This is a genomic window from Affinirhizobium capsici (genome assembly GCF_977018625.1).
The window spans coordinates 1,770,565-1,797,101 of sequence record NZ_CDRNXD010000004.1 but is presented as its reverse complement, the minus strand read 5'-3'; the positions used below and the strand labels follow the sequence as shown (position 1 = coordinate 1,797,101).

The 26,537-nt window shown below is 56.9% G+C and carries 31 protein-coding genes; 20 read left to right on the top strand and 11 right to left on the bottom strand.

Annotated features, from left to right (window positions below; translation table 11 throughout):
* Positions 1-33 precede the first annotated feature (33 nt).
* The 3 genes from AC0JZ1_RS12095 to AC0JZ1_RS12085 all read right to left on the bottom strand — a co-directional run bounded on the left by AC0JZ1_RS12095 (position 34) and on the right by AC0JZ1_RS12085 (position 1,739).
* A complete protein-coding gene (locus AC0JZ1_RS12095) occupies positions 34-603 on the bottom strand; it encodes a type 1 glutamine amidotransferase family protein (RefSeq protein ID WP_471882608.1) in 570 nt (189 codons plus the stop codon).
* Positions 604-618: 15 nt separating this feature from the next.
* On the bottom strand, positions 619-1,107 hold the full coding sequence (locus AC0JZ1_RS12090) for a GNAT family N-acetyltransferase (RefSeq protein ID WP_471882607.1): 489 nt from the start codon (positions 1,105-1,107) through the stop codon (positions 619-621).
* A gap of 215 nt (positions 1,108-1,322) precedes the next feature.
* Positions 1,323-1,739 carry a MerR family transcriptional regulator gene (locus AC0JZ1_RS12085; protein WP_471882606.1) on the bottom strand — a complete coding sequence of 139 codons (417 nt, stop codon included), beginning with the start codon at positions 1,737-1,739 and terminating at the stop codon, positions 1,323-1,325.
* 84 nt (positions 1,740-1,823) lie between these two features.
* Here AC0JZ1_RS12085 and AC0JZ1_RS12080 point away from each other — a divergent pair, with 84 nt between their 5' ends.
* From AC0JZ1_RS12080 to dmeF, 3 genes are all read left to right on the top strand, one after another.
* The gene (locus AC0JZ1_RS12080; protein ID WP_471882605.1) at positions 1,824-2,564 is read left to right on the top strand and encodes a cation efflux transmembrane domain-containing protein; all 741 of its coding nucleotides are present in this window, start codon (positions 1,824-1,826) and stop codon (positions 2,562-2,564) included.
* Positions 2,565-2,675: 111 nt separating this feature from the next.
* On the top strand, positions 2,676-2,954 hold the full coding sequence (dmeR, locus tag AC0JZ1_RS12075) for a Ni(II)/Co(II)-sensing transcriptional repressor DmeR (RefSeq protein ID WP_471882604.1): 279 nt from the start codon (positions 2,676-2,678) through the stop codon (positions 2,952-2,954).
* Positions 2,955-2,978: 24 nt separating this feature from the next.
* The gene (gene dmeF, locus AC0JZ1_RS12070) at positions 2,979-4,001 is read left to right on the top strand and encodes a CDF family Co(II)/Ni(II) efflux transporter DmeF (protein ID WP_471882603.1); all 1,023 of its coding nucleotides are present in this window, start codon (positions 2,979-2,981) and stop codon (positions 3,999-4,001) included.
* 305 nt (positions 4,002-4,306) lie between these two features.
* Here the strand turns inward: dmeF and AC0JZ1_RS12065 are convergent, their stop codons facing one another.
* Positions 4,307-4,564, bottom strand: coding sequence for a hypothetical protein (locus AC0JZ1_RS12065; protein ID WP_471882602.1), 258 nt, complete (start codon positions 4,562-4,564; stop codon positions 4,307-4,309).
* A gap of 170 nt (positions 4,565-4,734) precedes the next feature.
* The gene (locus AC0JZ1_RS12060; RefSeq protein ID WP_471882601.1) at positions 4,735-6,363 is read right to left on the bottom strand and encodes a diguanylate cyclase; all 1,629 of its coding nucleotides are present in this window, start codon (positions 6,361-6,363) and stop codon (positions 4,735-4,737) included.
* 266 nt (positions 6,364-6,629) lie between these two features.
* On the opposite strand from AC0JZ1_RS12060, the gene AC0JZ1_RS12055 reads away from it, so the two are divergent.
* Entirely contained in the window at positions 6,630-7,061 is a 432-nt protein-coding gene (locus tag AC0JZ1_RS12055; protein ID WP_471882600.1) for a hypothetical protein, read from the top strand.
* Between the two features lie 34 nt (positions 7,062-7,095).
* Entirely contained in the window at positions 7,096-8,565 is a 1,470-nt protein-coding gene (locus AC0JZ1_RS12050) for a PepSY-associated TM helix domain-containing protein (RefSeq protein ID WP_471882599.1), read from the top strand.
* Positions 8,566-8,971: 406 nt separating this feature from the next.
* On the opposite strand, the gene AC0JZ1_RS12045 is transcribed toward AC0JZ1_RS12050, so the two are convergent.
* Entirely contained in the window at positions 8,972-11,077 is a 2,106-nt protein-coding gene (locus AC0JZ1_RS12045) for a S9 family peptidase (protein ID WP_471882598.1), read from the bottom strand.
* A gap of 189 nt (positions 11,078-11,266) precedes the next feature.
* On the opposite strand from AC0JZ1_RS12045, the gene AC0JZ1_RS12040 reads away from it, so the two are divergent.
* A complete protein-coding gene (locus AC0JZ1_RS12040; protein ID WP_471882597.1) occupies positions 11,267-11,665 on the top strand; it encodes a DUF930 domain-containing protein in 399 nt (132 codons plus the stop codon).
* A 105-nt stretch (positions 11,666-11,770) separates the two neighbouring features.
* Here AC0JZ1_RS12040 and AC0JZ1_RS12035 read toward each other — a convergent pair whose 3' ends face one another.
* Together AC0JZ1_RS12035 and AC0JZ1_RS12030 are read right to left on the bottom strand one after the other, a co-directional pair.
* Positions 11,771-12,937: an AI-2E family transporter gene (locus AC0JZ1_RS12035; RefSeq protein ID WP_471882596.1), complete on the bottom strand. Its 1,167-nt coding sequence runs from the start codon at positions 12,935-12,937 to the stop codon at positions 11,771-11,773.
* Positions 12,938-13,018: 81 nt separating this feature from the next.
* A complete protein-coding gene (locus AC0JZ1_RS12030) occupies positions 13,019-13,885 on the bottom strand; it encodes a VOC family protein (RefSeq protein ID WP_471882595.1) in 867 nt (288 codons plus the stop codon).
* Positions 13,886-14,073: 188 nt separating this feature from the next.
* Between AC0JZ1_RS12030 and AC0JZ1_RS12025 the strand changes: the two genes are divergently transcribed.
* The 4 genes from AC0JZ1_RS12025 to AC0JZ1_RS12010 all read left to right on the top strand — a co-directional run bounded on the left by AC0JZ1_RS12025 (position 14,074) and on the right by AC0JZ1_RS12010 (position 16,207).
* On the top strand, positions 14,074-14,484 hold the full coding sequence (locus AC0JZ1_RS12025) for a universal stress protein (RefSeq protein WP_471882594.1): 411 nt from the start codon (positions 14,074-14,076) through the stop codon (positions 14,482-14,484).
* A 3-nt stretch (positions 14,485-14,487) separates the two neighbouring features.
* On the top strand, positions 14,488-14,808 hold the full coding sequence (locus tag AC0JZ1_RS12020) for a TraR/DksA family transcriptional regulator (protein WP_471882593.1): 321 nt from the start codon (positions 14,488-14,490) through the stop codon (positions 14,806-14,808).
* Positions 14,809-14,948: 140 nt separating this feature from the next.
* A complete protein-coding gene (gene trhA, locus AC0JZ1_RS12015) occupies positions 14,949-15,611 on the top strand; it encodes a PAQR family membrane homeostasis protein TrhA (protein ID WP_471882592.1) in 663 nt (220 codons plus the stop codon).
* An 89-nt stretch (positions 15,612-15,700) separates the two neighbouring features.
* Positions 15,701-16,207 (top strand): GNAT family N-acetyltransferase, encoded by a 507-nt coding sequence (locus AC0JZ1_RS12010; protein WP_471882591.1) that lies wholly within the window; start codon positions 15,701-15,703, stop codon positions 16,205-16,207.
* Positions 16,208-16,261: 54 nt separating this feature from the next.
* On the opposite strand, the gene msrB is transcribed toward AC0JZ1_RS12010, so the two are convergent.
* Positions 16,262-16,666, bottom strand: coding sequence for a peptide-methionine (R)-S-oxide reductase MsrB (msrB, locus tag AC0JZ1_RS12005; RefSeq protein WP_471882590.1), 405 nt, complete (start codon positions 16,664-16,666; stop codon positions 16,262-16,264).
* Positions 16,667-16,866: 200 nt separating this feature from the next.
* Here msrB and AC0JZ1_RS12000 point away from each other — a divergent pair, with 200 nt between their 5' ends.
* From AC0JZ1_RS12000 to AC0JZ1_RS11955, 10 genes are all read left to right on the top strand, one after another.
* Positions 16,867-19,233: a putative monovalent cation/H+ antiporter subunit A gene (locus tag AC0JZ1_RS12000; RefSeq protein WP_471882589.1), complete on the top strand. Its 2,367-nt coding sequence runs from the start codon at positions 16,867-16,869 to the stop codon at positions 19,231-19,233.
* Positions 19,230-19,649 (top strand): Na+/H+ antiporter subunit B, encoded by a 420-nt coding sequence (locus tag AC0JZ1_RS11995; RefSeq protein ID WP_471882588.1) that lies wholly within the window; start codon positions 19,230-19,232, stop codon positions 19,647-19,649. The genes AC0JZ1_RS12000 and AC0JZ1_RS11995 overlap by 4 nt, the downstream gene beginning before the upstream one ends.
* Positions 19,649-20,026 (top strand): Na+/H+ antiporter subunit C, encoded by a 378-nt coding sequence (locus tag AC0JZ1_RS11990; RefSeq protein WP_471882587.1) that lies wholly within the window; start codon positions 19,649-19,651, stop codon positions 20,024-20,026. Before AC0JZ1_RS11995 ends, AC0JZ1_RS11990 begins: the two co-directional genes overlap by 1 nt.
* A 9-nt stretch (positions 20,027-20,035) precedes the next feature.
* The gene (locus AC0JZ1_RS11985) at positions 20,036-21,598 is read left to right on the top strand and encodes a Na+/H+ antiporter subunit D (protein WP_471882586.1); all 1,563 of its coding nucleotides are present in this window, start codon (positions 20,036-20,038) and stop codon (positions 21,596-21,598) included.
* Positions 21,595-22,068 (top strand): Na+/H+ antiporter subunit E, encoded by a 474-nt coding sequence (locus AC0JZ1_RS11980; protein WP_471882585.1) that lies wholly within the window; start codon positions 21,595-21,597, stop codon positions 22,066-22,068. The genes AC0JZ1_RS11985 and AC0JZ1_RS11980 overlap by 4 nt, the downstream gene beginning before the upstream one ends.
* Positions 22,068-22,439, top strand: a complete 372-nt coding sequence (locus tag AC0JZ1_RS11975; RefSeq protein WP_471882584.1) for a cation:proton antiporter — start codon at positions 22,068-22,070, stop codon at positions 22,437-22,439. The genes AC0JZ1_RS11980 and AC0JZ1_RS11975 overlap by 1 nt, the downstream gene beginning before the upstream one ends.
* Positions 22,436-22,774 (top strand): monovalent cation/H(+) antiporter subunit G, encoded by a 339-nt coding sequence (gene mnhG, locus AC0JZ1_RS11970; RefSeq protein ID WP_471882583.1) that lies wholly within the window; start codon positions 22,436-22,438, stop codon positions 22,772-22,774. The genes AC0JZ1_RS11975 and mnhG overlap by 4 nt, the downstream gene beginning before the upstream one ends.
* A 410-nt stretch (positions 22,775-23,184) precedes the next feature.
* The gene (locus tag AC0JZ1_RS11965; RefSeq protein WP_471882582.1) at positions 23,185-23,613 is read left to right on the top strand and encodes a Ros/MucR family transcriptional regulator; all 429 of its coding nucleotides are present in this window, start codon (positions 23,185-23,187) and stop codon (positions 23,611-23,613) included.
* Positions 23,614-23,866: 253 nt separating this feature from the next.
* Positions 23,867-24,301, top strand: coding sequence for a helix-turn-helix domain-containing protein (locus AC0JZ1_RS11960; protein ID WP_471882581.1), 435 nt, complete (start codon positions 23,867-23,869; stop codon positions 24,299-24,301).
* Entirely contained in the window at positions 24,291-25,088 is a 798-nt protein-coding gene (locus AC0JZ1_RS11955) for a DUF6456 domain-containing protein (protein WP_471882580.1), read from the top strand. Before AC0JZ1_RS11960 ends, AC0JZ1_RS11955 begins: the two co-directional genes overlap by 11 nt.
* Here AC0JZ1_RS11955 and AC0JZ1_RS11950 read toward each other — a convergent pair.
* Both AC0JZ1_RS11950 and AC0JZ1_RS11945 read right to left on the bottom strand, forming a co-directional pair.
* Positions 25,080-25,496: a SufE family protein gene (locus tag AC0JZ1_RS11950; RefSeq protein ID WP_471882579.1), complete on the bottom strand. Its 417-nt coding sequence runs from the start codon at positions 25,494-25,496 to the stop codon at positions 25,080-25,082. The two genes, AC0JZ1_RS11955 and AC0JZ1_RS11950, sit on opposite strands and share 9 nt — an antisense overlap.
* Positions 25,497-25,670: 174 nt before the next feature.
* Positions 25,671-26,108, bottom strand: coding sequence for a DUF5330 domain-containing protein (locus AC0JZ1_RS11945; RefSeq protein ID WP_471882578.1), 438 nt, complete (start codon positions 26,106-26,108; stop codon positions 25,671-25,673).
* Positions 26,109-26,537 lie beyond the last annotated feature (429 nt).

Below are 26,537 nucleotides of genomic sequence, written 5' to 3'. Positions count from 1 at the left end.
ATAGGCCCCGAACGATTGAATGAGTGACAGCCATCAGTCCCGGTATTCAGCGCTGATGGCTTCCAACACTTCGCGGGCCTCGCCCTCCCAGAGATCCAGCGCCTTCAGAATTGCAATCGTGAAGCTCACCGGAGCTGTGCCCGCTGCGGTGATGATGCGTCCGTCAGAAACGGCCTGCTTCTGATCCTGATAAAGAGCCTGTCCAGCATAGGCAGGCCACTTCTGATGCGCTGCAAGCTGGTTGCCTGTGTGGCGAACGCTGTTCAAAATTCCGCTGCCTGCCAGCATGCTGGCAGCCGCGCAGATGCCGGCCACCCGTTTTCCCTGGCTATGAAAGTCAAGCACCAGCGCATTAAGGTCTGGTGCCACTCCCTTTTCCCAACTCATGCCGCCGGGAAAAACAATGGCATCGAAATCTGCGGGGTCGAGAGCATCCAGCGACATATCCGGCGTGACCTTCAGCCCGCCCAACGAGACGACAGTTTCACCTCGCGGTGCAGCGGTCACCACCTCAACATCCAGAAAGGCCCGGCATGCGGCCATCAACAGCGCGCATTCCCAATCGGCATAATCCTGCAAAAGAACAACGGCGATCCGTTTCATCCTCGTTCTCCCGGATCAGCCGAGCGCTTGCAAAAAACGCATGCCGGTCACCGGGCGCGAGATGAAATCCATGTTCTCGTAGAAGCGATGGGCGGCGAAATTGCCGGTTGCGGCGCTGACGGAAAGGAAGTCGCAGCCACGGGCTTTCGCGTGATCGCGAGCGCGGTTTACCAGATGCTGGCCAATGCCATGGCCGCGATGTCCGTCCCGCACGAAAAGATGGTGCAGGTCCAGCCCGCGCTTGCCTTCCTGCGCCCTGTAGAGCGGAACGAGAATGGCGTAGCCAATCAATTCGTCGCCCGTATCGGCCACGAGTGCTTGAATCCACGGGCTATCGCCGAACAAGTCACGCTCAAGCTTTTCCGGCGTCATGCCAGCGGCATCGCCATGATGGGCCGCGAGAAGCGCTATCATTTCATTCAGTTCGGGAAGGTCACGCGGTTTGGCGGCGCGAATGTTCACGACAGCAGGGCGGGAGAGGGAGATTTCAGTATCTTCGGTCATTTCGGCATCCTCTTGTTCTTGTGGTGCCGTCAGGTGCCGTCTTGATACAACAAAGCCGCCTGACGGCGGCTTGTTGACAAAGTGATCTGTCGAGCCGCCGGTTACCGGTAGGCCCAAAAATACGTGCAGGAGATGGGTGCGCGTGCGATCAACATGACGCTATGGATGCGCTCTAACTTTGTGCGAGTCAAGCGCAATCTGAACGATTGAAAAACTCAATGCTCATGCCCGCAAAGGCCGTGGTCGGAAAGCGAGCGGATGACATAGCACTCTTCCACCGTGTGCCCGCCATCGCAGTGGGAAACGATGCGCGCCAACTCCTCTTCCAGCTTCTTCAGCCGCTCTATCTTGTCGCGCACATCTTTGAGGTGCGTGGCGGCGATGCGGTCAGCATCCTGGCAAGGCGCGTGGGGGTGCTGGCTAAGGGCAATGAGATCACGGATCATGGTGATCTCGAACCCAAGATCGCGAGCATGGCGGATAAACGTCAACCGGTCGAGATCATCGGTGGAATAGCGGCGCTGGTTGCCCTCGGTCCGTTCACCGGGTGGCATCAGTCCCATCTGCTCGTAATAGCGAATGGTCGGCACTTTCACGCCGGTTCTGCGGGATAATTCACCGATGGCATACATTCGCAAATTTTCCTCTTGAACCTCTAGTGACTAGAGGGATTATGTAGAGTGTCACCACAACAATTCCAAGCAGAAGGTGACATCATGAGTGCGGGCTGTGGCCATCATCACGGAACATTCGAAGGGCTTTCAGCCGATTATAAACGGCGTCTGTGGGCGGTCATCATTATCAACGCTGCCATGTTCGTGGTGGAAATGACGGCAGGCCATATGGCGCGCTCACAGGCGCTGCAGGCCGATGCGCTGGATTTCTTTGCCGATTCCGTCACCTATGGCATATCCATGGCGGTGATTGGTACATCGTTGAAAACCAGAACCATGGCAGCGGCTGCCAAGGGCATCAGCCTGTTCGGCATGGGGCTCTGGGTCTTCGGCTCCACGCTCTACCGCGTCTTCTATACCGGCATGCCGGAAGCGCCGATTATGGGCGTCATCGGCTTCATGGCGCTCGCTGCCAACCTCATCAGTGTCTACCTGCTTATCAATTACAAGGATGGAGATGCCAATGTGCGCTCCGTCTGGCTCTGCTCGCGCAACGATGCCATCGGCAATGTCGTGGTCATGATTGCGGCGCTGGGCGTCTGGGGCACCACCACTGCCTGGCCTGATCTTGCCGTTGCGGCCGTCATGGCTGGCCTCTTCCTCACCTCTTCCTTCCAGATTCTCACACAGTCCTGGGCCGAGTGGAAGGAGAAGGGGGCAATCGATCCCAATATCGATCCGCATGATCATGGGGCAGAGGCACATTCCCATGCGCATGGTTCTGCCTGCTGCGCCGGACACGAGCATGATGGCCATCATGCCGGGGCTTCCCACCACCATTAAGGTCTACTGGCAAATCACTTCGCAAAGCGGGCTCCACGGCCCGCTTTTTCGTTGCATCTTGCGGAATAGCGGATCTCGATATAGGGTACCCCCCTATACTATGAGGTTGAGATGGCGCATACACATCACGGCAAGGATAAGCTTCTGGCCCGCATTCGGCGGCTGAAGGGGCAGATGGAAGCGGTTGAACGGGCGTTGGAAGGCGGCCAGCCTTGCGGCGAGGTGCTGCAATTGCTGGCGTCCATTCGCGGTGCGCTCTCCGGCCTCACGGTGGAATTGATGCAGGAGCATCTGACGGAGCATGTCGTCGCTGCTGAAAACGAGGCGGAACGGCAGATCGCTGCACAGGAGCTTTCCGAGGCCCTGCGCACCTATATGCGCGGCGAATAGCAGAATTTTAGGGACGGGTTCACAATGGCGGCACATTTCGAAGATCTGCAGCACGAACACATTTTTCTGGGCGAGCAGCACAGCCGGAACGAACGCAAGGTCTGGCTGGTGATTGCGCTCACGGCCAGCATGATGGTGCTCGAAATCGTGGCAGGCACCATGTTTGGCTCCATGGCGCTTCTGGCCGATGGCTGGCACATGTCCACCCATGCCGGTGCCATGTTGATTGCAGCACTTGCCTATTGGTATGCGCGGCGCGAGGCAAAAAGCCGCCGCTTCACCTTCGGAACCGGCAAGCTGGGAGATCTGGCGGGTTTTGCCAGTGCGGTTATTCTTGCCCTCATTGCGCTGCTGATTGCTGCTGAAAGTGCTATTCGCCTGGCAAGCCCGGTGGAAATCGAATTCGGACAAGCCATCCTCGTGGCCATCCTTGGTCTGGCCGTCAATCTCGCCAGTGCCTGGCTTTTGCGCGATGAGCCGCACCATCACGGTCACAGCCATTCACATCATGATCATGCGCATCATGATCATGACGATGATCATCATCATGGCGACCACCACGGTGGCCATCACGCACATCACGGCGGACACCATGCGCACCATGGCGGCCATCATCATCACGGCAAGGATCATAACCTGCGCGCCGCCTATCTGCACGTTCTGGCCGATGCGCTGACCTCCGTTCTGGCCATAGCCGCCCTCATTCTCGGTCGCAGCTATGGCTGGATCTGGCTAGATCCAATCATGGGTATTGTCGGCGGTCTGGTTATTGCGCGCTGGTCCTACGGGCTCATTCGCGATACGGCGGGCGTGCTGCTGGATGCGGTGCCGGATGAGGGACATATGGCGGACGAAATTCGCCAGCATGTAGAGCGGGATGGCGATCGTATTGCCGATTTGCATGTCTGGCAGGTTGGCCCCGGCCACAACGCCGCCATTCTTTCCATCGTGTCGACCGCGCCACAGGAACCGTCAGCCTACAAGGCGCGTCTGGCCAACGTTTCGGGCCTGTCGCATATTACGGTGGAAGTCACGCAAGCGGCCTGATCGTCCAAACCTTTGCGAAGGCCCAAACAGCAAAAAAGCCCATGTGCCGAATTGAGCGCATGGGCTTTCGTGATTCTCGATCAGACTCAAAAGCATGTCGCGCAAAAGTGTGCAGCGGTTTTGCGATGACGACATGCGTAAAAACAAGAAGTTGAAGCACGTTGCGTGGGGCTGATAAGCCCCAACGTGCTTAAAAGCATGTCGCGCAAAAGTGTGCAGCGGTTTTGCGATGACGACATGCGTAAAAACAGGAAGTTGAAGCACGTTGCGTGGGGCTGATAAGCCCCAACGTGCTTCAGAATCGATCAGAATTCGGAATACACATCCGTGATCTGTGTGGGAGAGAGCGGTGAAGATGCTTCTTCCGCCGTTTCCTTGCCACCCTCTACGGCCCAGAGCGCGCTTGCCAGATTGGTGGAGAGCAATGTGCTGCTGCCGGTCAAGCCTGTGAGGGAGCGTATGCGCACTTCCGGTGCCTGAGTTGCCTGTTCGTCCGGTTTCCGCTCTGCCGGGTAGGGACGAGCAGAATAACCGTAGTTATTCAATCCGCTGTCGATCTGCATCGCGTTGAGCCCAAGTGGTTGTTGTATTAACCACTTCTTAATCCACGAAGCTTGCGCGAAGCTTGCGTGACGCATGTTTGCCTTGGCAAACTGCATTGACTAACGGCTGAGATTAGCGGTTGACGAGCGCCGCAACCGCTCTGTGGCTTGGAACCATTCGCGCTTGAAGATCAGCCGCGCTTGTTGATCCGGAGCTCTTCGGGTTTGCGAATCAGAGAATGCGCCTCTCTGGGAGAAGGCTCGATGTAATCGCCAAACACTGATAATGTGTTACGCCCCGCTGCCTTGGCATTATAGAGCGCCATGTCTGCGGCTTTCACGGCCTCTTCCATGCTGCATTCGCCACCATGGCTCACAAACACGCCCCCGGAGAAGGTGAGGGCGAGGTCGTTGACCCCTGCAATTGTGCATTCCGAAAGTTTGGTCTGCCAACGTTGCGCACGCTCCATGAACTGCGAACGGTTGACGCCATCCAGCACGATCAGGAATTCTTCACCGCCCCAGCGGAATGCTCTTCCCGCACTTCCAAGATCCTGCTTCAGCAGGTCGGCAAACAGTTTCAGAACCAGATCGCCAGTCTGGTGACCGTAGCGATCGTTGAACAGTTTGAAATAGTCGATATCCAAAATTGCTACGCAGACCAGCGAAGATGTGGCGCCTTTTTCAAATAGCGGCGGCAAGACCTCTTGTGCATGGCGTCGATTGTAAAGCCCTGTCAGGTGATCGCGTGATGCTTCTTCTCGCAACAACGCCTGCAACTGCATCTTTTCGACCAGTCGCGCCTCAAGATCGCGAGAAAGTGCAGCCAGGCGATCTTCCGTGGCCTTGCGCAGTGAAATATCACGCAGAACGATCATGCGCCCGCCTGTCCGGCCCCAAGGGGTCAGCGAATGGCAGGACAGTTCAAATATGCCTTCATTCTCGATGGTGATTTCATGCCTCTCGCCGTCGCGATTTGTCGAAGCTCTCAGGATGGGGCCGAGTTCAGGCAGGTCTTCAAGGTTTTTGCCAACGGGTTGTTTCGGCACGCCGGGCAGGGCTTCCGCTGCCGGGTTCATTTCCAGAATGCGATTTTGCGCATCGACCACGATGACAGGATCGGGAAGGACGCCGAAGATGGCATCGCGACCAATGGGTGGCAGGACGAAAAGATGTCCAAACAATTGGGCTCCGAGCATGAACGCGCCCGTCGCGGCAAAAATGAATGGTGTCGGATCATCGTTGAACAGCGTGAAGCCGTAAGCGGTATAGCTGATATTGCCGATGGTCGGGAACGAGGCAGACGCCAGCAAGGCCCAGAGCTGCCAGCGATGAATACCACGTGCGCGCACTGTCATCGTTACGCCCAGCAGGAAGGAAATACCGACGCAGGAATAGGCAATGGCCATGGCTGTCGCATACAGCCAGCCATGTTCGAAAGTCATGGTGGTTTCGTCAATCAGGCCCTTATACATCCAATGATGCCAATCATTGGTCAGCGCCAAAATTCCAAATGTCGCGCTTAACAGGGCCGCGAGGGCCAATTGAGCGTTGGTTTCAACGCTCTTGCCGCGCGCATATGTGATGAAGCTGAGCGACCAGAACAGCGGGGTACCAATCACGCCGAACCAGGCCATCTTGCAGGCAAGGATCTTGAACTCCAAATCGTCGGATGAATGGCGGGCCAGCACCCAGGCTGTCCACCACAGGGCAACAAGAATGGCCATTGTGAAGGCGCGACGCCCGGGGGCATCTGGCGCTCGGATCGCTCCAACGAGAATCAGGATGGCCAGAACCACCACTGAAATCAGAAGCCACACCGAAGTTTCCAACAACCCGCCCTCGCAACACTTTATTTAGCCTCAACCTTGGCTAAAACTAGCGATCAAATGCTAACGATATGTTTTAACTCGAGACTCTTATCGCGTTTCAACAAGTAATATCGGGCGCTGAAAACAGTTTTATGCATCCACAGATTGAATCGTAAATCACATTCCAGTATTGCGCCTCAGCTTCTGCGAGAAGCGGCAGAGCTACACTCCAAAATGTCGCAGGGCAAAACCAGTCGCTGACGGATGACAGTTTGTTGCTGCTGTGGCATGGCATTCTCATGAAACATGACGAGCGTAATCATACGATCCTGCTTTGCAAGGGTCTTACAATAGTCCTTTTGGGCTATGCGCTTGTCATTCAGCTTTTCATCGGTGCCTATCTTCAGCAAAGCATGGTCGTTGCCGGGCTCAACGGTGATCTGATTATCTGTTCCAGCCATGGCGGGGCAACGTCCAGCAGTTCCGAGCAACCGAGCGATCCGGCGGGCAAAGCCCAGTGTCTCATGCTCTGCCAGCTCGCTTGCGGGGCAGGGCCTGCGCTGGATACGCATTTGCGTGTGCTGCCCTCCCATTCGCCGAATGTGCTGGCCATTCGCTGGGCGCGCCCTGTTGTCGGTGCCGGTCCCTCTCTCGCCGTTCTTGCGCCTCAGGCGCGGGGACCACCTGCGAACTCCATGATCCTCTGAATCATTCCTTCTCCATCGATCATGGAAAACACTCATGTCGTCTTCAACGAAAAGCGCCAGCCTGCGCGCTCAAAAGCGTGCACCGTCCTTCGGATCGGAATTGCGGGCCTTCCTCACGCGCCTGCATTTCTATATCGGCCTCTTTGTCGGGCCGTTCATCTTCATCGCGGCATTGACCGGCACGCTTTATGTGGCAACCCCGCAGCTCGAAGATTACCTCTTCCGCGATTACCTGACGGGCTCTGCAACTGGTGAAATCCAAAGCCTGGAAAAACAGATCCACGCTGCTCAAGCCTATCTGGGCAAGGACCGTGCCGTGTTTGCCGTTCGCCCCGCGACGTTCCAGGGCGGCACGACCCGCGTGATGTTTGCCGAGCCACAGCTTGGCGAATCCGAGACACGCGCCGTCTTCGTCGATCCTGTCACGCTTGCCGTCAAAGGCGATCTGGTGGTCTATGGCACCAGCGGCGTTCTGCCCTTGCGACTTTTTATCGATCTCTTTCATCGCAACCTGATGTTGGGGGATCTGGGCCGGAACTACAGCGAACTTGCAGCCTCCTGGCTCTGGATCGCAGCACTTGGCGGCATCGTGATCTGGCTCTGGCGGCGCGGCATGGAACCTGCAGGCAAGGCGGATCGGACAGGCAAGGCGGATCGGACGAACCGCGTGCGCCGTCTGCATTCCACCATTGGCCTGTGGATTGCGGTTGGCCTTTTCTTCCTCTCCGCTACCGGCCTTACCTGGTCGAAATATGCGGGTGACAATATTGATGCGCTGCGCACCAGCTTGAACTGGGTGACGCCCTCGGTTTCACTGAAACTCGATGCCGCGCCGCATATGCCGGGAATGGACATGGCGCACATGGATCATTCCGCGCATATGGATCACATGATGCCCGGCATGGCTACGCCCCCAGCCGCAAGCCTGCCAGATCCTGCAACTCAGATGGATCAGGTTCTAGCCACCGCCCGTGAGGCAGGCATTGAATCCCCAATGGTTGAAATTCGCCCGTCAAAGTCGGCGGACAAAGCATGGATGGTGCGGGAATATGATCGTTCTACGCCCACCCAGGTGGATACGGTCGCTATCGACCCACGAGATATGACCGTCACCAGCCGCGCCGATTTCGCCACCTTCACCATCATCCCCAAGCTCATTCGCTGGGGCATCGATATCCACATGGGTGTCAAGTTCGGCCTGATCAACCAGATCGTTGTCGGTGCGATTGGCTTGAGCCTTTGCGCATCCATTCTCTATGGCTATGCGCTTTGGTGGAAGCGGCGCCCGGCAGCCGGTGCACCGGCCAGAACGCTTGTGCAATCCTTCCTCTATCTCGGCTGGCCAATGCGCTTGGGCGTGGTGGTTGTTGCCATGGCACTTGGCTTTGCGCTCCCGCTCATGGGGTTGAGCCTGCTCGCATTCGTGGCCGTGGATGCTGTGCGCTGGCGGCTGGACAGATCACGCCGCGCCAACAGGCGGGCAGTGGCTGCTCCGGCGGAGTGAGGGAGGGGGTCTACGCACGAGCGCTCTCTTGCTCCTCTGTGAGAGAGCGTTCTTTATTTCTTATACGGAAAAGCTACCCGAAATCCAGCGAGGCGACACCGCACGCTAATGCTGTTAAAGCGCAACCGTTGAGCGCAGAAGCAGCATAGGCCCCAGTCCAGCAGGCCTGTCGGGGAGGATGAGCCGCCCCGACCAAGGCATAGGCTTTGCTCTCGATCAGGAGTGAGAGGATGGGCATTTTACCTGTCACGATCACGTTTATGATAAAGAAAACCCGCACGGGCTGGACGGCTATCGTGCGGGTCAATTTCTTAATGTAAACGCCACGCCTCCGACAGTTACCGCTGTCGGGGGCACTCCTGAACGATAGCGCAAGCATTTCGCTCCTTCAAGAGCGGTGTTACTCTCACGCCTTGCCTGCAACCTTCAATGCAAAAGCATATTCGAAGGCGATTTCTTCCAGCCGCTGAAAGCGGCCGGATTTGCCGCCGTGACCTGCTGCCATGTTGGTTTTCAACAGGAAGGGGCCTGCCTGTGGTGCCTGTTCCCGAAGTCGGGCGATCCACTTTGTCGGCTCCCAATAGGTCACACGCGGATCGGTAAGGCCAGACAGCGCGAGGATCGGCGGATAAGATTTGTTGCCCACGTTGTCGTAAGGCGAATAGGCGGCGATCCACTCGTATTCTTCTTGCGAGTCAATCGGGTTGCCCCATTCCGGCCATTCCGGCGGGGTGAGCGGCAGCGTGTCGTCCAACATGGTATTCAAAACATCCACGAAGGGAACGGCGGCAATGATGCCGGCGAACTTTTCCGGGGCCATATTGGCAATCGCGCCCATCAACATGCCGCCCGCAGAACCGCCTTCGGCGACGATATTGTCGTAAGAGGTGAAGCCTTGAGCGACCAGATGATCAGCGGCAGAGATAAAGTCTTTGAACGTGTTCTGCTTCTTCTCCATCTTGCCGTCTTCATACCAGCTGAAGCCCTTGTCCTTGCCACCACGAATATGGGCGATGGCATAGACGAAGCCACGATCGGCAAGAGAAAGCGCGTTGGTGGAGAAACTGGCAGGAATGGTGATGCCATAGGCGCCGTAGCCATAGAGCAGGCATGGCGCAGAGCCATCCAGCGGGGTATTCTTGTGGTAGAGCAGGGAGACCGGCACCAATTCCCCATCATGAGCCGGTGCCATCACGCGACGCGTCACGTAATCATCCGGGTTGTGGCCGGAAGGCACTTCCTGCGTCTTCAAGAGCACACGCTCGCGGGTCGCCATATTGTAGTCGAACAACTGGCTCGGCGTCGTCATGGAAGAGTAGGAAAAGCGAATGACGTCTGTGTCATATTCTGCAGCGCCCTGAAGGCCCAGCGAATAGGCTTCCTCGTCAAAGGCGATGGCATGTTCCTCGCCACTGGTGCGGTCGCGGATGACAATGCGCGGCAGACCGTCGCGACGCTCCAACCAGATGAGATGGCGCGCATAGGCTGCGTGCGAGAGGATAAGGCGACCCGCCTCATGCGGCACCACATCGGTCCAGTTTTCTTTGCCCGGCGCATTGACCGGAGTCGATACGATCTTGAAATCCTTGGCTCCACCATCATTGGTGAGAATGTAGAAAATGTCGCCGCCCTCGGTCATCGAATATTCGATGCCCTCTTCGCGCTCTGCCACCAGCATGGGCTGCGCCGTCAAATCCGTGGTCGGGATAAGATGATATTCCGAGGTCTCATGGTCGTGGATGTCAATATAGATGAAGTCATCCAGAAGAGAGCCGCCAACGCCCATGAAGAAGCCGGGGTCCTTCTCTTCAAAGACAAGCCGATCGGAAGATTGCGGCTGGCCGAGGATGTGATGATAAACCTTTGAAGGCCGGTGGTTTTCATCCTGAAGTGTATAGAAGAAGCTCTTGCCATCGGGCGCCCAGACACCGCCGCCGGAGGTGTTCTCGATCACGTCGCCTAAATCTTCTCCAGTCGCCAGATTGCGAACCCTCAGCGTAAAATATTCAGAGCCCTTGTCGTCATAGCCCCAGATGCCATGGCTGTGGTCGCTGCAATGGTCAATTCCGGCGAGGCGGAAATAGTCCTTGCCTTGGGCTTCCTTGTCGCCATCCAGCAGTTCCTGCCTCTCGCCACCTTCGCGGGGTGTGCGGAAATAGTGGGCCTGTTCGCCGCCTTTGACGAAGAAGGTGCCATAGGCGAAGGAGCCATCCTTCACCGGCACAGAGGAATCATCTTCCTTGATGCGGCCTTTCATCTCGGCAAACAGCGCCTTCTGAAGCTCGGCCGTATCGCCAAGGGCTGCTTCCATATAGGCATTCTCCGCTTCCAGATGCTGGCGGATTTCAGCGTCAAGGATCGAGGTGTCCTTGAACATCGCTTGCCAGTTATGGGCGCGCAACCAGGCATAATCATCCGTGCGGCTCTTGCCGTGACGGGTGTCGCTCACCGGCTTCCTGGCGGCAACTGGAGGTGTGGGCAAGTTCTGGAAGGCGTTTCGCTTATAGGCCAAGGTATGCTCCGGCGTCAGGTCATTTCGATGAATTGGATTGAGAGATAAGACCGCTCAAGCCGAAGGGCAAGTTCCGCATTTTATTGCAAAGCTGATCACAATTCGGATTTTCTGACGAAAAAGGGTAGCCAAGCCGGTTTGACACGCCTAGTTTCCGCCGCGTCCGAGTCACATTGGATGGAATATGCCATGATAAAAAGACTGACCACCGCTGCGGTGCTGGTTCTCACCGGTGCCACGGCGCTTCCCGCCTATGCTCTCGATAGCAACATCATCCGCCAATTGGATCGTCTTACGCCTGACGAGCGGCGCGAACAACGTTGCGATATCGAGGCCATGAGCCGCATTGCCAAACAGGGTGATGGCTTCAAACCAGACAAGGTTATCGCCTATACCTTTGGCGACACCGAGGAGAATAACGGGCTTTTGCGGGCTCCGGGTGCTGTGTTTCGCAGCGCAGGAGACTGGTATCGCCTGAAATACAAGTGCAAGACGGATGAGGACGGAATTACGATCCAGTCCTTCGATTACAAGGTCGGCTCCAAGATCCCGCGCGAGGCCTGGGGCGAGCACTATCTCTATGAATGAAAAGCGATGGACGGCGTTTTTGCGCCGTCCAATCGAACGATCATTGGTACATTTCCAGACAAATCCCGTAGCGGCTTTTCGCGAGGAAGCCTAAGAACAAAAGCTCTAAGGCAACTGAGGCACGGTTTTCCGGTCCGGGAACATCTCGTGCATCGCCGTCATCACGATCAGCGAAAGCGGCAGCGCCAGCATGGCGCCCACGGCACCCCACATCCAGGTCCAGAAAAGGATAGCCACGAAGACGACGAAGGGGTTGATCTCCCATTGGCGACCCATGACTGCCGGAAACAGCAGGTTTTCCATGATCAGGTGAACCATGAAGAACACGAAGGCAGGCAACAGGCCGATGATCAGCGTGTCGTGGCTCAAGACACCCGCCACTGCGACGGAAAATGTCATGAGCGTAATTCCAAGGTAAGGAACGAAGCTGGAGAGAAAGGCGAAAATGCCCCACAGGATCGGCATGGAAAGCCCGCCAAAATAGGCGATGGCTGTCATGACAACGCCAAGGCCGAGGTAGATCAGGCTGGCGGTTGCGAAATAATAGCCCAGCACTTCTTCAACGGCGTTCAGGATTCGAATTGCCAGCAGCCGCTGCTTGCGGGAAGGGAAGGCCATGATGATGGAACGACGAAGCTTCAACCGGCCATAGAGAAACAGAAGCAGCCCGGCAAAAAAGATCAGCGCCTGAATGATGGCGGGTGTTACGCTGGAAGAGAGAACGCCTAAGATATTGCTGCTGTTTTCGAGCAGCTTTTCCATGGACATCGGCCCCGTCTCAAAGGTGGTCGGTGTTATGTTCAGCCAGTGGTGCCGCTCCAGAAACGGCGTGATTCGCGCCAGCGCACCCTCCAGCACAGCCGGCCCGTTTTGCACGAGGCTCGCTGCCGGTCCCGCAAGAGCGTTGACGATCAGAAACACAGACACCATCACAAGGCTGGACAGGATAACGGCAATACCGAAACGCGGAATGCCGAATTCGCCCATGCGTTCTGCAACCATGCCCAGGATCATGCCAACCACAATGGCAAGCGTTACCGGCTTCAGAATGAGCGACATATGCTGCACGATCGCAAAGCCGATGATGAAGAAGATGCCGATCACTGCCCAGGCTTTTGCCACCTCCAGCGAGTCGCGGCCCAAAGGCAAAAACTCAGTGGCATCGCTGGAATAAACGGCCAACTCATCCTGTCGAGCAGCTTCATGCTCCAGAACCTGGCGTTTGTGGCGTGCGCTTTGCCGGCTGGTTGAACCAGCGATCGTCGTTCCCATGGCGGGGCTCCCCTGATGACCGTGAGAAACGCGCAAAGAGAATGCAGGTTCCAGCGCAATCAGAGGTAAATTAGCAATGCCTCACGCCGCAAGTGTGAGGCCGATTCCCCAAGGGTCTTTCAGGCTCCAGCCACTGCTCGTACGCGTGGCGGCAATCTCCAGTTTGTCGAGGTTCTGCACCGCCCGGTCGAGGACTGCCGGGTCGGTGAATCGAAGGGTATAGTCGGAAAGTCCGCTCATTGCATCTTGACGTGCCACGGCACCTCGGCTGTTCCAGATATTGGCGGCGATGTGATGGTGATAGCCGCCTGTTGCAAAGAAGCTCGCGCCTGGATAACGCGCCATGATTTTGAGGCCCAGAACATCGCGATAGAAGGCATCGGCCTGCGGGATATCACCCACTTGCAGGTGAATGTGGCCCAGCACGGTGCCGGGCTGCATGCCAACAAAATTTTCCTTGGGGGCGCTGTCATAAAGCGCTTGCAGGTTCAGCCGGTCGGTCGCCATCTCCACCGTGCCGTCTTCATGGTAGTTCCATTCCATCGGCGTGCGGTCCCGGTAAATTTCGATACCATTGCCCTCAGGGTCGGTCAGATAAAGCGCCTCACTTACCAGATGGTCGGATGCGCCATCCAGTTGCACACCGCTGTGGGCAGCATGAAAAAGCCAGCCAGCCAGTGCCTTGCGATCCGGCACCAGAAATGCCGTATGGAACAGCCCTGCTGCCTGCCGCGGCGCACGCTTCACGTTGCTGCCTGTCGTCAGTGTCAAAAGGGGTGTTCCATGCGCCCCCAGCACGTGGCCACTTTCCGTTTTTTCAAGCAAGCCCAGTCCGATGACCCGCTGGTAGTAGCCACTCACGACACTGAGATCCTGCACCACAAGATGGGCCGTATCCACATGGGCAGGCCGCGAGAGGGCGAAGGGTAGGGAAGCGCTGGACGACATGAGGGCGATCTTTCGGTTCGTGAACTTAAGCACAATATGAACCTTGGCCATTGTTCACGGTAGATGGGATTTTGCAGATGATTTGTTCGATTTAGTTGAACGATGTGATTGTGACGGACTTTGATTTCCATCAACGCAAAAAGCCAGGGAGTGGTGATGATGCACCTATCAACCTTGGGGAGAGCGCCATGTACAAATCGATTGTCGTTGCTGTTGATATCGCACAACTGGAAAAGGGCGAGCACATCCTGCAAAAGGCAGTAACACTACTGGACCAGGGCGGACGCATTACGCTGGTCAATGTCGTTGAAGAATTGCCGACCTATCTTGCCATTGATATCCCGACGGATCTGATGGGGGCTGCACGCAAGGATTCAAACGAAAAGCTTCAGGAATTGCGTGATCGCGTGGCCGTCAGCGCCACGGTGGATGTGCGCATCGGCGCGCCAGCGCACGAAATTCTGGCCGCGGCGCAAGCCTATGGGGCGGATCTCATCGTGCTTGCATCCCACAAGCCGGATTTCTCCAATTACCTGATCGGTGCCACGGCCGATCGCGTCGTGCGCCACGCCAAATGCTCGGTTCTGGTGGATAGGTGACGCATGGATACCAAGCTTTATCAAGACATTCTCATAGCCCGACAGGCTGAACTGCGAAACCGGCTGGTGCGGATCGAAACAGACCTCGATCAGCCCCGTAACCCGGATGATGACGACCGCGCCGTGGAGCGAAACAATGACGAAGTGCTGGAAGGTTTGGGTGATGCCGGGCAAAGGGAGCTTGAAGCCATCGCTGCGGCGCTGGACAGGATATCAGCCGGAAGCTTCGGGATCTGTGCGAAATGCGGAGCGCCCATTGCTGAGGCGCGCCTGAAGTCAGTGCCGCATGCCGCCCTTTGCAGCGATTGCATGACAGAGGCTTGAACGTGACCTGAACGAAAGACTGACATTTCTTGAAGGCGGATGACACATTGTGATGCGCCTTCATGCTGCGGTGCATTGCTTCGGAAAGACCTATTTGGCATTCTGACGTCATTCTACGGCCCCGCATTGCAGGACATGAGATGACCGAGTTTTTCGGCCTTGGCAGACATTACGATTTTCATGAAACCGTGGCAGACGGGGTGGTGCACGGCATCGGCATCGTGCTGGCCCTGATCGGCGTTACTGCGCTGATCTTCTACGCATCCCTCTGGTCGAGCTATGGCGAACTGGCGGCCGCCTGGGTCTATGGAATAGGCCTGCTTCTCTGTCTGTCCGTTTCCTTCACCTACAATATCTGGCCTCATTCTCGCACAAAATGGATTCTTCGCCGCTTCGATCACTCGGCAATTTTCGTTTTGATCGCAGCCACTTACACGCCTTTCCTGCAACGTGGCTCGGATGATCCCATGGTGTTTGGCATGTTGATCTTCATCTGGGCGATTGCCGCTTTTGGCATCATGCTGAAATGCGTCTTCCCCGGTAAATATGATCGCCTCGCCATCCTGCTTTATCTTGGCATGGGCTGGAGCGGCGTCGTGGTGGTTCCACCGCTTTCCCAGGCCCTGCCTTCCGTAACGCTTTGGCTTATCGTCATCGGCGGCATCATTTATTCCCTCGGCGTCATCTTCCATGTGTGGGAGCGACTGCGCTTCCAGAACGCCATCTGGCACGCCTTTGTCATCGCCGCCGCCGCAGTGCATTATTCAGCGGTCATGACCTGTTTTAGCTTGGCACCGGCTTAAGCAACATCTGGCTGGATGTCACATGGGCTCGACAGTGGATCAAGCCTCCTGCTATCGAAGGTCAATGTTCATCATTGAGAATATATGCCATGCCCGCCGCGCCCATCATTCGTGACGCCACACCTGACGACCTGCCTGCCATTCTCGACATTTATAATGATGCGGTTGCCAATACGACTGCGATCTGGAACGACAATCTGGTCGATCTCGCCAATCGGCAGGAGTGGTATGCGGTGCGCAAGGCGCGAGGCTTTCCCGTTATCGTGGCAGATATTGAAGGTGCCATTGCGGGCTATGCGGCCTATGGCGATTGGCGTGCCTTCGAAGGTTTCCGCCACACGGTGGAGCATTCGGTCTACATCCATCACGATCACCGGGGCCTAGGCCTTGGACGCACCCTCATGACGGAACTGGTAGAGCGCGCGCGCCAAGGCGGCATTCACGTCATGGTTGGCTGCATAGAGGCAGAGAACAAGGCTTCCATCCGTTTGCACGAAAGCCTCGGCTTTCGCCATGTTGGCCGGTTTGAGCAGGTCGGCACCAAGTTCGGCCGCTGGCTGGATCTCACCTGCATGGAACTCCGAACCGGCCGGTAGTTGTCTACAGCCTCCCCCAAGTTCAGCAAGGGGAGGCGGCTATCACCCGAAGTCTCAGATCGGCTCGAACACCATGGCGTGGCCGTTGATGCAGTAGCGCAGCCCGGTGGGTGGCGGGCCATCCGGGAAGACATGGCCCAGGTGGCCGCCACAGCTTGCGCAGCGGATTTCCGTACGGATCATACCGAAGGTGCTATCGCGATGCTCGGTCACGGCATCCGGCGTCACGGGTTCGAAATAGCTCGGCCAGCCACAGCCGGAATCGAATTTCGTATCCGAAATGAAAAGTGGCTCGTCGCAGCCCGCGCAACGGTAAAGACCCTTCTCCTTGCTATCCCAGTAGGGACCGGTAAAGGCCCGCTCCGTGCCATGTTCGCGAAGAATGCGATATTGCTCCGGCGTCAGCTGGTCGCGCCATTCCGCATCGCTTTTGTGAACCTTGGTGGTGGTATCGCTCATGGATTTCTCCTCTTTTTCCCCAATATAGGAATTCACGCACAGATCACAAACACGTAGCGCACAGACCATAGGGTCGATTTTCGCCTAAATGCGTTGAGTCGGAGCAAGCGATAGCTTAAGCAAGTCTTGCGATTTGGGTTGTGGGCACCCGAAACGAAACTTGGAATATGCGGATTGATCGGGAGGAATAACGGACGCTGATGACTTTGCTTTGTCTGTTTCTTCCCTTCATCGCCGCGCTCACTGCACCTTTTGCAACGCGCAGGCTCGGGCATCATTCTGCATGGCTTCTGGCGCTCGCACCTCTTTGTTCTTTCCTATACTTTGCAACCTATCTGCCGGAAATTGCAGCGGGTGAAGTCGCCACCGGTGGCTATATCTGGGTACCCAGTTTCAACCTGTCCTTCTCATGGTTCATCGATGGGCTATCGCTTACCTTTGCGCTGCTCATCACCGGCATCGGCACGCTGATTGTTCTTTATGCGGGCGGCTATCTCAAAGGGCATCCGCATCAGGGCCGCTTCCTTGCTTTCATCCTGCTTTTCATGGGCTCCATGCTGGGTGTCGTGCTGTCTGACAGCTTCCTGATGCTGTTTGTCTATTGGGAGCTGACCTCGATCACTTCATTCCTGCTGATCGGCTTTGATCATGAACGGGCGGCAGCGCGCAGGGCAGCACTCCAGGCGCTCGTCATCACGGGCGGCGGCGGGTTGTTGCTTCTGGCGGGGCTTGTCTTCCTGTGGAATGTCAGTGGTGTTACGCAGCTTTCGCTTCTGGTGCATGGCGGCGATGTCGTGCGCGAAAGCCCGTTTTACATGGCAGCGCTTTTGCTCATTCTCGGTGGCTGCTTCACCAAATCGGCGCAGTTTCCCTTTCATGCCTGGCTTCCCAATGCCATGGAAGCGCCCACGCCTGTTTCCGCCTACCTGCACTCGGCAACCATGGTGAAGGCTGGCGTTTATTTGCTCATGCGGTTGAACCCGGTTCTGGGAGGAACTCCTGCCTGGGAAATCCTGCTGCCCTTCTTTGGCGGCATTACCCTTCTTGTCGGCACCTTCCTGTCTCTGCGCCAGACCGATCTCAAGCTCATGCTGGCCTACACCACCATGGCTTCGCTCGGGCTGCTGGTGATGTTGACGGGCTTTGATTCAGACCACGCCATTGCTGCTGCCGTGCTCTACCTCGTTGCGCATTCGCTGTTCAAGGGCGCCTTGTTCATGGTGGCTGGCATCGTGGATCATGAGGCTGGAACGCGCGATGTCACGAAGCTCGGCGGTCTGCGCTCGGCCATGCCCATCACCTTTGTCGCCGCCTTGCTGGCAGCGCTTTCAATGGGTGGTCTGCCGCTCTTCTTCGGCTTCCTCGCCAAGGAAGAAATCTATTATGCGCTGCAAGGCGCTCATCCGCGTGCCATCCTGTTTACGCTTGTCGCGCTCATCGGCAATGCGCTGATGTTTGCCATGGCCTTTGCGGTTGCGCTGAAACCCTTTCTGGGCCGCAAGGTGGAAACACCAAAACATGCGCATGAAGGGCCGGTTCTGCTCTGGCTTGGGCCAGTCATCCTCGCCGCACTTGGGCTTTGTGCAGGCATCTTCTCGCAGATCGCGCACCGCTATATTTCCTCTCCCATGGTCAGCGCCATCAAGGACGTGCCAGAACAGGTGACGATCAGCACAATTCCGAATATCGGCCTGCCGCTTCTGCTTTCGCTGGTTACGGTTGTGCTGGGTGTTCTTGTTTTCTGGCAGCTTGATAAAGCCCGTTCCGTGATGACGAAGCTCATCGATGCGCTGGGGCCAGGGCCGGATCGCGCCTTCGATGGCCTGATTGCGGGTCTGGTGCGGCTTTCGGTTGCGGTTACGCGCTTTGTCCAGCCGGGGCGCATGGATGTCTATGTCACCATGACCTTCCTGATCCTTGCCGTTACTCTGCTGGTGCCGCCTTTCCTGTATGGAGAACTTCCCGCCATGCCCGCCTGGCCAAGCGATGCCATGCTGCATGAATGGGTGTTCGTCGTCATCGCTTTGCTTGGAATTCTGGCCGTGCTGACGGCCAAGAACCGGCTCACCGCCATTGTTGCGCTTGGCATTCAGGGTTTTGCCGTGGCAGTGCTGTTCCTGCTGTTTGGCGCGCCGGATCTTTCGTTTACGCAGTTCATGGTGGAAACGCTGTCAGTCGTCATTCTGGCGCTGGTGATGACACGGCTGCGGCTCATGCCATCAGATCACCGTCCGCTTTGGCAAATCCTCTGCGATGGCACCGTTGCCATTGCCTGCGGCCTCGGCTTCATGCTGCTGCTCTTGAAGGTCACGCAGGGCAGTTTCGATCCGAGCCTCACCACCTTCTTCAATACCTATTCCAAGGTCATTGCTCACGGTGCCAATGTGGTCAATGTCATCATCGTGGATTTCCGCGGCACGGATACACTGGGTGAAATCGCGGTGGTCATGATTACAGGCCTTTCCATCCTGGCGCTTATCCGCATCCGTTCCGGCGGTCCTCTGCGCCCGCGCGACAATGATCCCGATGCGGCAGATGTGGATGATGCAGGGGGAGAGCGCGTATGAACACATTGATTTTCCGCACGGTCGCGCCAGTGCTGACGGCCTTGATGATCCTGTTTTCCGTGTTCATTCTGTTGCGTGGGCATAACCAGCCGGGTGGCGGGTTCATTGGTGGCCTGATTGCCGCTTCGGCTTTTGCAATTTACGGCATTGCCTATGGTGTTGCCGCCGTGCGCCGCGCCTTGTGGTTTCATCCCATGTCGATTGCCGGTGCGGGCCTGTTGATGGCCGTGCTTTCCGGTCTGTTGTCAGCCTTCACCGGCGCGCCCTTCATGACGGGGCTTTGGATTTATCCGCATGTCTTTGGTGTCGAAGTGCCGCTGGCAACGGTGATGTCTTTCGATATCGGCGTTTATCTGGTTGTGGTGGGGGCTATCACCTCCATTGCGCTGGCGCTTGAAGAAAGGGAGGGCGATTGATGGAAGCGGTCTTTGCCTGTCTCGTCGGTGCGCTGTTTGCGGCTGCCATTTATCTCCTGCTTTCCAAGCATTCCGTGCGTATGCTGCTGGGCGTGGCCCTCCTGGGCAATGCAGTGAACCTGCTGCTGTTTACGGCCGGGCGGCTTACCCGCGAGGTGCCGCCCATCATTGGCGATGGGGTGGATGTCCTGCCTGACGGTGCCGCCAACCCCTTGCCGCAGGCGCTCATCCTCACGGCCATCGTCATCTCCTTTTCCTTCTTCGCCTTCCTTTTGGTGCTGACCTACCGCGCCTTTCAGGAGCTTGGCACCGACAATACCGATGAGATGCGGCTGGCCGAGCCGAAGGATGAACCCATGCCGCCGCTCGGCTACTGAGGAGAACCGATGGCCGGTCCCACATCCACACCTGTCGATCTTGCTGCCGCCTTCGTGCTGGCTCCGCCCAGTGCGGCGGCCTGGCTGGTCATTCTGCCGCCCGCGCTGATGATTACGGCGGGCGCCGTGTTGATGATGATGCGCTCGCGCACCAGATGGCATGGCTTCGTTGCTATTCCTTCGCTTCTTCTTCTCGTTTTGCTGGATGCGCTTCTCCTCTGGCAGGTCACGGTGAGCGGCCCCATAACCATGACCATGGGGCGCTGGCTGCCGCCCTTCGGCATCGCGTTTACGGTGGATGTGCTGGGTGCGCTTCTGGCCCTGGTCTCGGCTCTGGCCGCGCTGGCGGCGGGCATTGCAGCGCTCGGGGATATCAGTGATAGCGGCAGGCGCTATGGCTTCTTTCCATTCCTGATGCTGCTGATGGCCGGAGTTTCCGGCGCATTCCTCACCGGCGATGTCTTCAATCTCTATGTCTGGTTTGAAGTGCTGCTGATTTCCTCCTTCGGCCTCCTTATCCTCGGATCGGAGAAGGAGCAGATCGATGGTGCGCTGAAATATGCGATCCTGAACCTGCTTGGCACCACCTTCTTCCTCATTGCCGTCGGCTATCTCTATGCCATCTTCGGCACGCTCAACATGGCCGATATCGCGCTGAAAGCGAGAACCATCTCCGGTGCGCCCCTGATGACGCTCTCGGCCCTGTTCCTCATGGCCTTTGCCATGAAGGCGGCGGCCTTTCCGGTGAATTTCTGGCTGCCCGCCTCCTACCATACGCCGCGCATCACCGTGTCTGCCCTGTTCGGCGGCTTGCTGACGAAGGTTGGCATTTATGCGCTTTTGCGTGTGCTGATCATGCTCTTTCCGCTGCAAAGGCAGGAACTGAGCCTGGTCATCGGTTTCGTGGCCGTCATCACAATGGTGCTGTCCGCGCTTGGCATGCTGGCGCAGAATGATATGCGCCGCATGGCGGGCTTTGCGGTTATTCTGGGCATTGGCAACATGCTCGCCGGCATTGCCACCGGAACTGTGGCCGGGCTTTCCGGCACGGTCTTCTATGCGGTGCATTCCATCATCGCCATGACCGCGCTCTACCTCGTCATCGGGCGGGCTGCATCCTTGTCCGGCGCATGGACACTCTCTGCCGCAGGCGGCATTTACAGGCAGTCTCCCGGCTTTGCGCTGTTGTCACTTGCCCTTTTCCTGGCAGTCGCGGGCCTTCCACCTTTCTCCGGGCTCTGGCCGAAGATCATGCTGGTCAAGGCATCGCTCGATATCGGGGCCTGGTGGCTTTCCGGCGGCATTTTACTGTCCGGTTTTCTGGCCACCATTGCGCTTGGCCGTGTCTTCCTGCTGGCCTTTTGGCGACCGGCAGTCACCCAGGCACCGGTTGCGCCATCGCGCCGTCGCGTGTTTTTGGATAGCGTCCCTCTTGGATTTCTGGCGGCATTGATCGTCGTGGTCGGCCTGTTTCCGGAGGAGATCGTCAAGCTGGCGCAGACATCCGCAAGCGGACTGGCTGATCCTAAAGGTTACATTGGTTCCGTCTTTCCTCAGAGTGTCGCGCAATGATGGCTTTCATTCTCAACACGCTGTTTGCCATCGTTTGGGTCGCCATCAGCGGCAGCGCCACCTTCATCAACTTCCTGTTCGGTTTCGTGCTGGCGGCACTCGCGCTCGGCCTCATTCGCGAACAGGCAGAAGGCGTCAGCTATCTGCGTCGGCTGCGTTTGATTGCGTCATTGACGGTTCTCTTCTTCAGGGAACTGGCGCTGTCGGCCTGGAAGGTCGCGGTATTGGTCACAAGACCGAAGATGGACCTCAAGCCCGGCATCTTCGCCTATCCGTTGACGGTTCAGCGCGATTTCGAGATCACGCTTCTCGCCAACATGATTACCTTGACCCCCGGCACCCTCTCCGTCGATGTTTCGGAAGACCGCCGCTTTCTCTACGTCCATGCGCTGGATTGCGCCGATCCGGAAGCAGCCAAGCGTGATATTGCCACCGGCTTTGAGGCCAAGATCATGGAGGTCTTTCGCTGATGGCAGATCTTGAGATTCTGCGGTTTGCCATCTGGGCGGGCCTTGCCATCCTCAGCCTTGCTTTTCTGGCCACCGTTTACCGGGTCATCGTCGGGCCAACGCTGGGGGATCGCGTGGTGGCGCTGGATATGCTGGTGGGCATCGCCATCGGCTTCATCGCCATCATCGCCATCAAAACCGGCTTCACGCTCTATATCGACATTGCCATTGCGCTTGGCCTCGTCGGTTTTCTCGCCACCATCGCCTTTGCGCGCTTCATCCTGTCGCGCAAGACAGCGGATGAGGAGGGGCCGGCGGACAGTGCAGCGGTGAAGGCTGCACCAGCCAAAAACCTCAAAAAGAAAAGCAGCCGGGGAGGGAGACGCCAATGAGCCTTATCGGGGAATTCATCATCGCCGTTATCATCCTCGGCGGCGCTGCCTTCAGTCTGATTGCGTCCATCGGGCTCAATCGCCTGCCGGATATGTTCACCCGCATGCACGCAGCCTCCAAGGCGGGCACCGTGGGCTCAGGACTATTATTGCTTGCCGCAGGGCTTAACGCTAACGATCTGTCTATTCTGTCCCGCTCTCTTGCCGGTTTCTTGTTTTTTATTCTGACAGCACCCATTTCGGCGCACTTGCTCGCCAAAGCAGCGCATCAAGTGGGCTATAGCTTGCACAAATCCAGCATCGATGATTTGCGGCGCGATAGACCTCTTGAATAATTCTCCTCACGGTCCAATTATTGCGGTTGCTCTGCGTTGCTCGTGAAGCGGAAGTTATTTTCTTTGCTTCAAAGCGATACAGAAGAATAAACACATGCAAATTGTATTTGGACTTTCAGCGGAAGGGTGTTATTCGCTTTTCAGCAGAGCGTGAATATTGATACTCACAGATTGCATCGGTTGAATTGTCTCATCATGATTTTCCTGCTGAGATGAGGTAATTCTTTACGAATCGCAATCTTGCGTTAGTATCAATTTATCCGTTTTCGAGCTTCGGTTGTTCTCGGATGAGCCTAGGGGTGGGCTCTTCTTCCTTTTAGGGTGGGTTCAGCACGAATCGAATGCGTTGCTCTGTGTGTGGCGGTTGGGCGTAGCCTTTCTGTCAAACGAAGAAAAACAGGAGATCTGAAATGACAGAACTTGCAGCGGGCAAGGCCCCTGATCTTTTGGTGGAACTCACCGCCGATATCGTGGCTGCCTACGTCAGCAATCATGTCGTGCCCGTCGGTGATCTTTCCAACCTGATTGCCGATATTCACTCTGCATTGAGCAACACAACGTCGCCTGCACCTGCGCCGACGCTGGTTGAAAAGCCGAAGCCCCCGGTTCCGATCCGCAAATCCATCGAAGATGATTACCTGATCTGCCTTGAGGACGGTCAGAAGTTCAAGTCTTTGAAGCGCCACCTGATGACGCACTACAATATGACGCCGGAAGAATACCGCGAAAAGTGGGGTCTGCCTGCCGATTATCCGATGGTGGCACCTGCCTATGCCGAAGCGCGTTCGCGCCTTGCCAAGGAAATGGGCCTCGGCCAGCGCCGCAAGCGCTCCAAGTAAAACGCGCCTATTGCTGCACAGATCGAGATCTCCGAAACGCTTCATCGCTTTCGGAGATCTTTTTGTATCTTGTGAGGGACATGTGTGTTGATGCGCCACATCTGGTGCATAAAATAGGAAAATAAGCCTATATCCACACTTCAATTAGCTGCAAAATCAACCATGTAGCGAAGTTGATGACTTTTGCGACGATTTTCCCATGCATCAAGCCTGGTGTGGGTGTATGAATTAATTCCTATTTCGGGAGTTGCTCATGCCACACAAAACAGAAAAACATTTGGGCGTTTCATCCGCCGATCCCTGCATTGCCCACCGCTCTTCGCCGCAAGCCCAGCCTTTGCATCTTTGTTATCCATCCTCGCTGCCCATTGTGGCCATTTGCGCCATTGTGCGCGATCTGGTGGGCGAACTCCTGCACATGCCACAGGATGGATGGTGCGTAGGGCGCACGCCTGTCGGTTTCCAGCGTCAGACAAACCAGATTGCCATGTATATCTGCGTCGTCGTGCTCAGCTTTAAAATGCCAGATGTCGGCATGGCCTTTGGTCGCAACCGCAGTACTGTGCGTCATGCCTGCATGCGGGTGGAGGATCAGCGAGATCATCCCCAGTTCGACCAGATGGTCGAGCGGATCGAGAAGCTCGTTTCCATTGTTTTTGCCAATCCGGAGGTCCGCCATGCCGCATGAGAGCGAGACGAGGCTTCGCAAGCTCGTGGCCCTGCTGCTGAAAGCCGGGGGCACGGCCACCATTGATGGGGAAGGTCAGCATGATCCAATCCTCCGGCTCGGAGAAAAAACGGTGCGCTTGGATCCCACCCTTTTGGCGCAGTCGATCAGCCGCGGCTTTCTCACGCGCCAGGGCCAGGTTGTGCAAGTGCGGCCGGAGGCGCGCAGTTTTTTGCGTCGAAGCCTGAGCGAGCAGGAGGAGCGTCGCTTCGCGGCCCAGCATGGCGCTGATGTCAATGCAGATGTGGTGATTGAAGGTCAGCACCAGACCGTCCTGCGCAATGCGCTGGATTCGCCTCTTTCACAGCTTGCACGTTTGAAGGATCGCAATGGTACGCGCTTCCTGCCTGCCGAGGCGCTGGCAGCGGGGGAGCAATTGGCGAGCGATTTCCAACGCGCTCATCTGCAGCCATCCATCACCATGCGGTGGGAGCCGCGCCTTTCTCAGCCCGTCAAAGGCGGGCAGGGCGGCAAGGTGGACTTAAGCGAAAGTGCCATGGCGGCAAGAGATCGCGTGTCCCACGCGGTCGAGGCCATGGGGCCGGAACTGTCCGGTGTGGCGCTCGATGTCTGCTGCTTTGCCAAGGGGTTGGAAGTGGTGGAACGGGAACGTGGCTGGCCCGCCCGTTCCGCCAAGCTGATGCTTCGTACGGCCCTTCTGGCGCTGGCGCGTCATTACGCTCCCCCAGTGCCTGGCCGCCGCCAGCATCATTGGGGGGATGAGGGCTTTCGCCCGAATTTAAGCTGAAACGCGCAACGCCTCTTCGCGGATGCGCTTCACCATGGAGCGCAATCCGTTCGCCCGCTGGGAAGAGAGGTTTTCCACCAGGCCCATCCGCTCGAAAATGGCGATGATATCCATATTGGCAATTTCAGATGCCGGTTTGCCGGAGGAGGCGGCAAGCACAATCGCCACGAGCCCGCGCACGATGTGGGCGTCAGAATCGCCTTCGAAGGTCATCACAGGGTCTGAGCCTTCGCCTTGATGAGATACAAGCCATACCTGGCTGGCGCAGCCATTCACCTTGTTTTCAGCGGTTCGCTTGTCTTCCGGCAGATCGGGAAGCGCCTTGCCCAGCTCAATCACGTAGCGATAGCGATCTTCCCAGTCGTCCAGAAAGGCAAAGTCGTCGATAATCTGGTCGATGCTGGTCATTCTCACTCCGGGAAACAGAACCTCGTTGCCTTCATATAGGAAGTGCAGTGGCTGCTGAAAACGAAAAAAAAGCCGCAAGCACAAGTCTTGCGGCCTCAGCAAATGCTGTAGCAGGGGCAGTCACAACCAGCACCGGAAAACCGGCACGGGATCTCTTGGAAAGGATGGAGAAACTTAAGGACGTTCCGGGCGCTTCATCGGCAGCGGCACGGTGCCTGTGGTCACCTGGTCAGAGGCATGAAGGGCATCCGGCTTCGGCGGCAGGGGTTGCGCATCCGGGGCATGGTTCAATTTCGTGTTGGCTGCAAGCTTTTGGCCATCTGCGGGCTCACTTGCCAATTGCTTGTCGAGGAATTCATAGGCGACACGCGCACCTTCCTTGGCGCGAATGGTAAGCGCCGTGAAGGTTTCGCCACCCTTTTCGCACACTTCAGGCTTTTCGGTGCAAAGCTTGGAAATGTAGCCGTAGGCCTCGCTTGCGGCAGAGATGGCATCCGTCAATTGCAGCTGGCTCTGTGTGCCATTCGGACCTTCAGGCGTCTGGGTGCTGAAATAGGACAGCACCACCAAACCCATGCCGAAAACAAAGCTCGTCTTGATCAGAAACCACATTGACGTTGTCCGTCCGCCCGTTTTGCATCCACCGTGTCAAACCGCTTTCGAAAGTTGCGATCTGATGTGAGGCCCACCCTAGAGCCGATGCAAAAACGTCGCGTTTCGCGAAAAGCTGCATTTTTTCTCAAATTTCACTCAAATTTTATCGATCGGCTTTTTGGCCACCTGTCCGACCCGATTGACTGGCATTTTAACAGCTGCTGTTAAGCATGAATGTGGCAAAGGCTCACAAAACTGGGGACTTCAAGGGGAAGGCCTTGCCTCAATTCTTAACAAAAACCAGAAAATACAACTAAATCCGTCGCTTACCTCCTATTAACCACGTTGGAAATTGCACCGTTCCGGGACAGCCATTATCGCTTTTCAGGCCGTTTCCACGGCTTCTGGGAGCGGCTTTTTATAGTTTCCTTAAGCCGCCGGGGCCTA

Bases quoted from the DNA above. Each gene is read 5' to 3' on its own strand.
- AC0JZ1_RS11950 (WP_471882579.1), bottom strand. From the start codon at position 25,496: ATGACCAGCATCGACCAGATTATCGACGACTTTGCCTTTCTGGACGAC.
- AC0JZ1_RS11990 (WP_471882587.1), top strand. From the start codon at position 19,649: ATGGAAGCGGTCTTTGCCTGTCTCGTCGGTGCGCTGTTTGCGGCTGCC.
- mnhG (WP_471882583.1), top strand. From the start codon at position 22,436: ATGAGCCTTATCGGGGAATTCATCATCGCCGTTATCATCCTCGGCGGC.
- AC0JZ1_RS12095 (WP_471882608.1), bottom strand. From the start codon at position 603: ATGAAACGGATCGCCGTTGTTCTTTTGCAGGATTATGCCGATTGGGAA.
- AC0JZ1_RS11980 (WP_471882585.1), top strand. From the start codon at position 21,595: ATGATGGCTTTCATTCTCAACACGCTGTTTGCCATCGTTTGGGTCGCC.
- AC0JZ1_RS12025 (WP_471882594.1), top strand. From the start codon at position 14,074: ATGTACAAATCGATTGTCGTTGCTGTTGATATCGCACAACTGGAAAAG.
- AC0JZ1_RS12090 (WP_471882607.1), bottom strand. From the start codon at position 1,107: ATGACCGAAGATACTGAAATCTCCCTCTCCCGCCCTGCTGTCGTGAAC.
- dmeF (WP_471882603.1), top strand. From the start codon at position 2,979: ATGGCGGCACATTTCGAAGATCTGCAGCACGAACACATTTTTCTGGGC.
- AC0JZ1_RS11960 (WP_471882581.1), top strand. From the start codon at position 23,867: ATGCCACACAAAACAGAAAAACATTTGGGCGTTTCATCCGCCGATCCC.
- AC0JZ1_RS12085 (WP_471882606.1), bottom strand. From the start codon at position 1,739: ATGTATGCCATCGGTGAATTATCCCGCAGAACCGGCGTGAAAGTGCCG.
- AC0JZ1_RS11985 (WP_471882586.1), top strand. From the start codon at position 20,036: ATGGCCGGTCCCACATCCACACCTGTCGATCTTGCTGCCGCCTTCGTG.
- trhA (WP_471882592.1), top strand. From the start codon at position 14,949: ATGACCGAGTTTTTCGGCCTTGGCAGACATTACGATTTTCATGAAACC.
- AC0JZ1_RS11995 (WP_471882588.1), top strand. From the start codon at position 19,230: ATGAACACATTGATTTTCCGCACGGTCGCGCCAGTGCTGACGGCCTTG.
- AC0JZ1_RS12020 (WP_471882593.1), top strand. From the start codon at position 14,488: ATGGATACCAAGCTTTATCAAGACATTCTCATAGCCCGACAGGCTGAA.
- AC0JZ1_RS11955 (WP_471882580.1), top strand. From the start codon at position 24,291: ATGCCGCATGAGAGCGAGACGAGGCTTCGCAAGCTCGTGGCCCTGCTG.
- AC0JZ1_RS12040 (WP_471882597.1), top strand. From the start codon at position 11,267: ATGATAAAAAGACTGACCACCGCTGCGGTGCTGGTTCTCACCGGTGCC.
- msrB (WP_471882590.1), bottom strand. From the start codon at position 16,666: ATGAGCGATACCACCACCAAGGTTCACAAAAGCGATGCGGAATGGCGC.
- AC0JZ1_RS12030 (WP_471882595.1), bottom strand. From the start codon at position 13,885: ATGTCGTCCAGCGCTTCCCTACCCTTCGCCCTCTCGCGGCCTGCCCAT.
- AC0JZ1_RS12035 (WP_471882596.1), bottom strand. From the start codon at position 12,937: ATGGGAACGACGATCGCTGGTTCAACCAGCCGGCAAAGCGCACGCCAC.
- AC0JZ1_RS12010 (WP_471882591.1), top strand. From the start codon at position 15,701: ATGCCCGCCGCGCCCATCATTCGTGACGCCACACCTGACGACCTGCCT.
- AC0JZ1_RS11945 (WP_471882578.1), bottom strand. From the start codon at position 26,108: ATGTGGTTTCTGATCAAGACGAGCTTTGTTTTCGGCATGGGTTTGGTG.
- AC0JZ1_RS12065 (WP_471882602.1), bottom strand. From the start codon at position 4,564: ATGCAGATCGACAGCGGATTGAATAACTACGGTTATTCTGCTCGTCCC.
- AC0JZ1_RS11975 (WP_471882584.1), top strand. From the start codon at position 22,068: ATGGCAGATCTTGAGATTCTGCGGTTTGCCATCTGGGCGGGCCTTGCC.
- AC0JZ1_RS12080 (WP_471882605.1), top strand. From the start codon at position 1,824: ATGAGTGCGGGCTGTGGCCATCATCACGGAACATTCGAAGGGCTTTCA.
- AC0JZ1_RS11965 (WP_471882582.1), top strand. From the start codon at position 23,185: ATGACAGAACTTGCAGCGGGCAAGGCCCCTGATCTTTTGGTGGAACTC.
- dmeR (WP_471882604.1), top strand. From the start codon at position 2,676: ATGGCGCATACACATCACGGCAAGGATAAGCTTCTGGCCCGCATTCGG.
- AC0JZ1_RS12050 (WP_471882599.1), top strand. From the start codon at position 7,096: ATGTCGTCTTCAACGAAAAGCGCCAGCCTGCGCGCTCAAAAGCGTGCA.
- AC0JZ1_RS12000 (WP_471882589.1), top strand. From the start codon at position 16,867: ATGACTTTGCTTTGTCTGTTTCTTCCCTTCATCGCCGCGCTCACTGCA.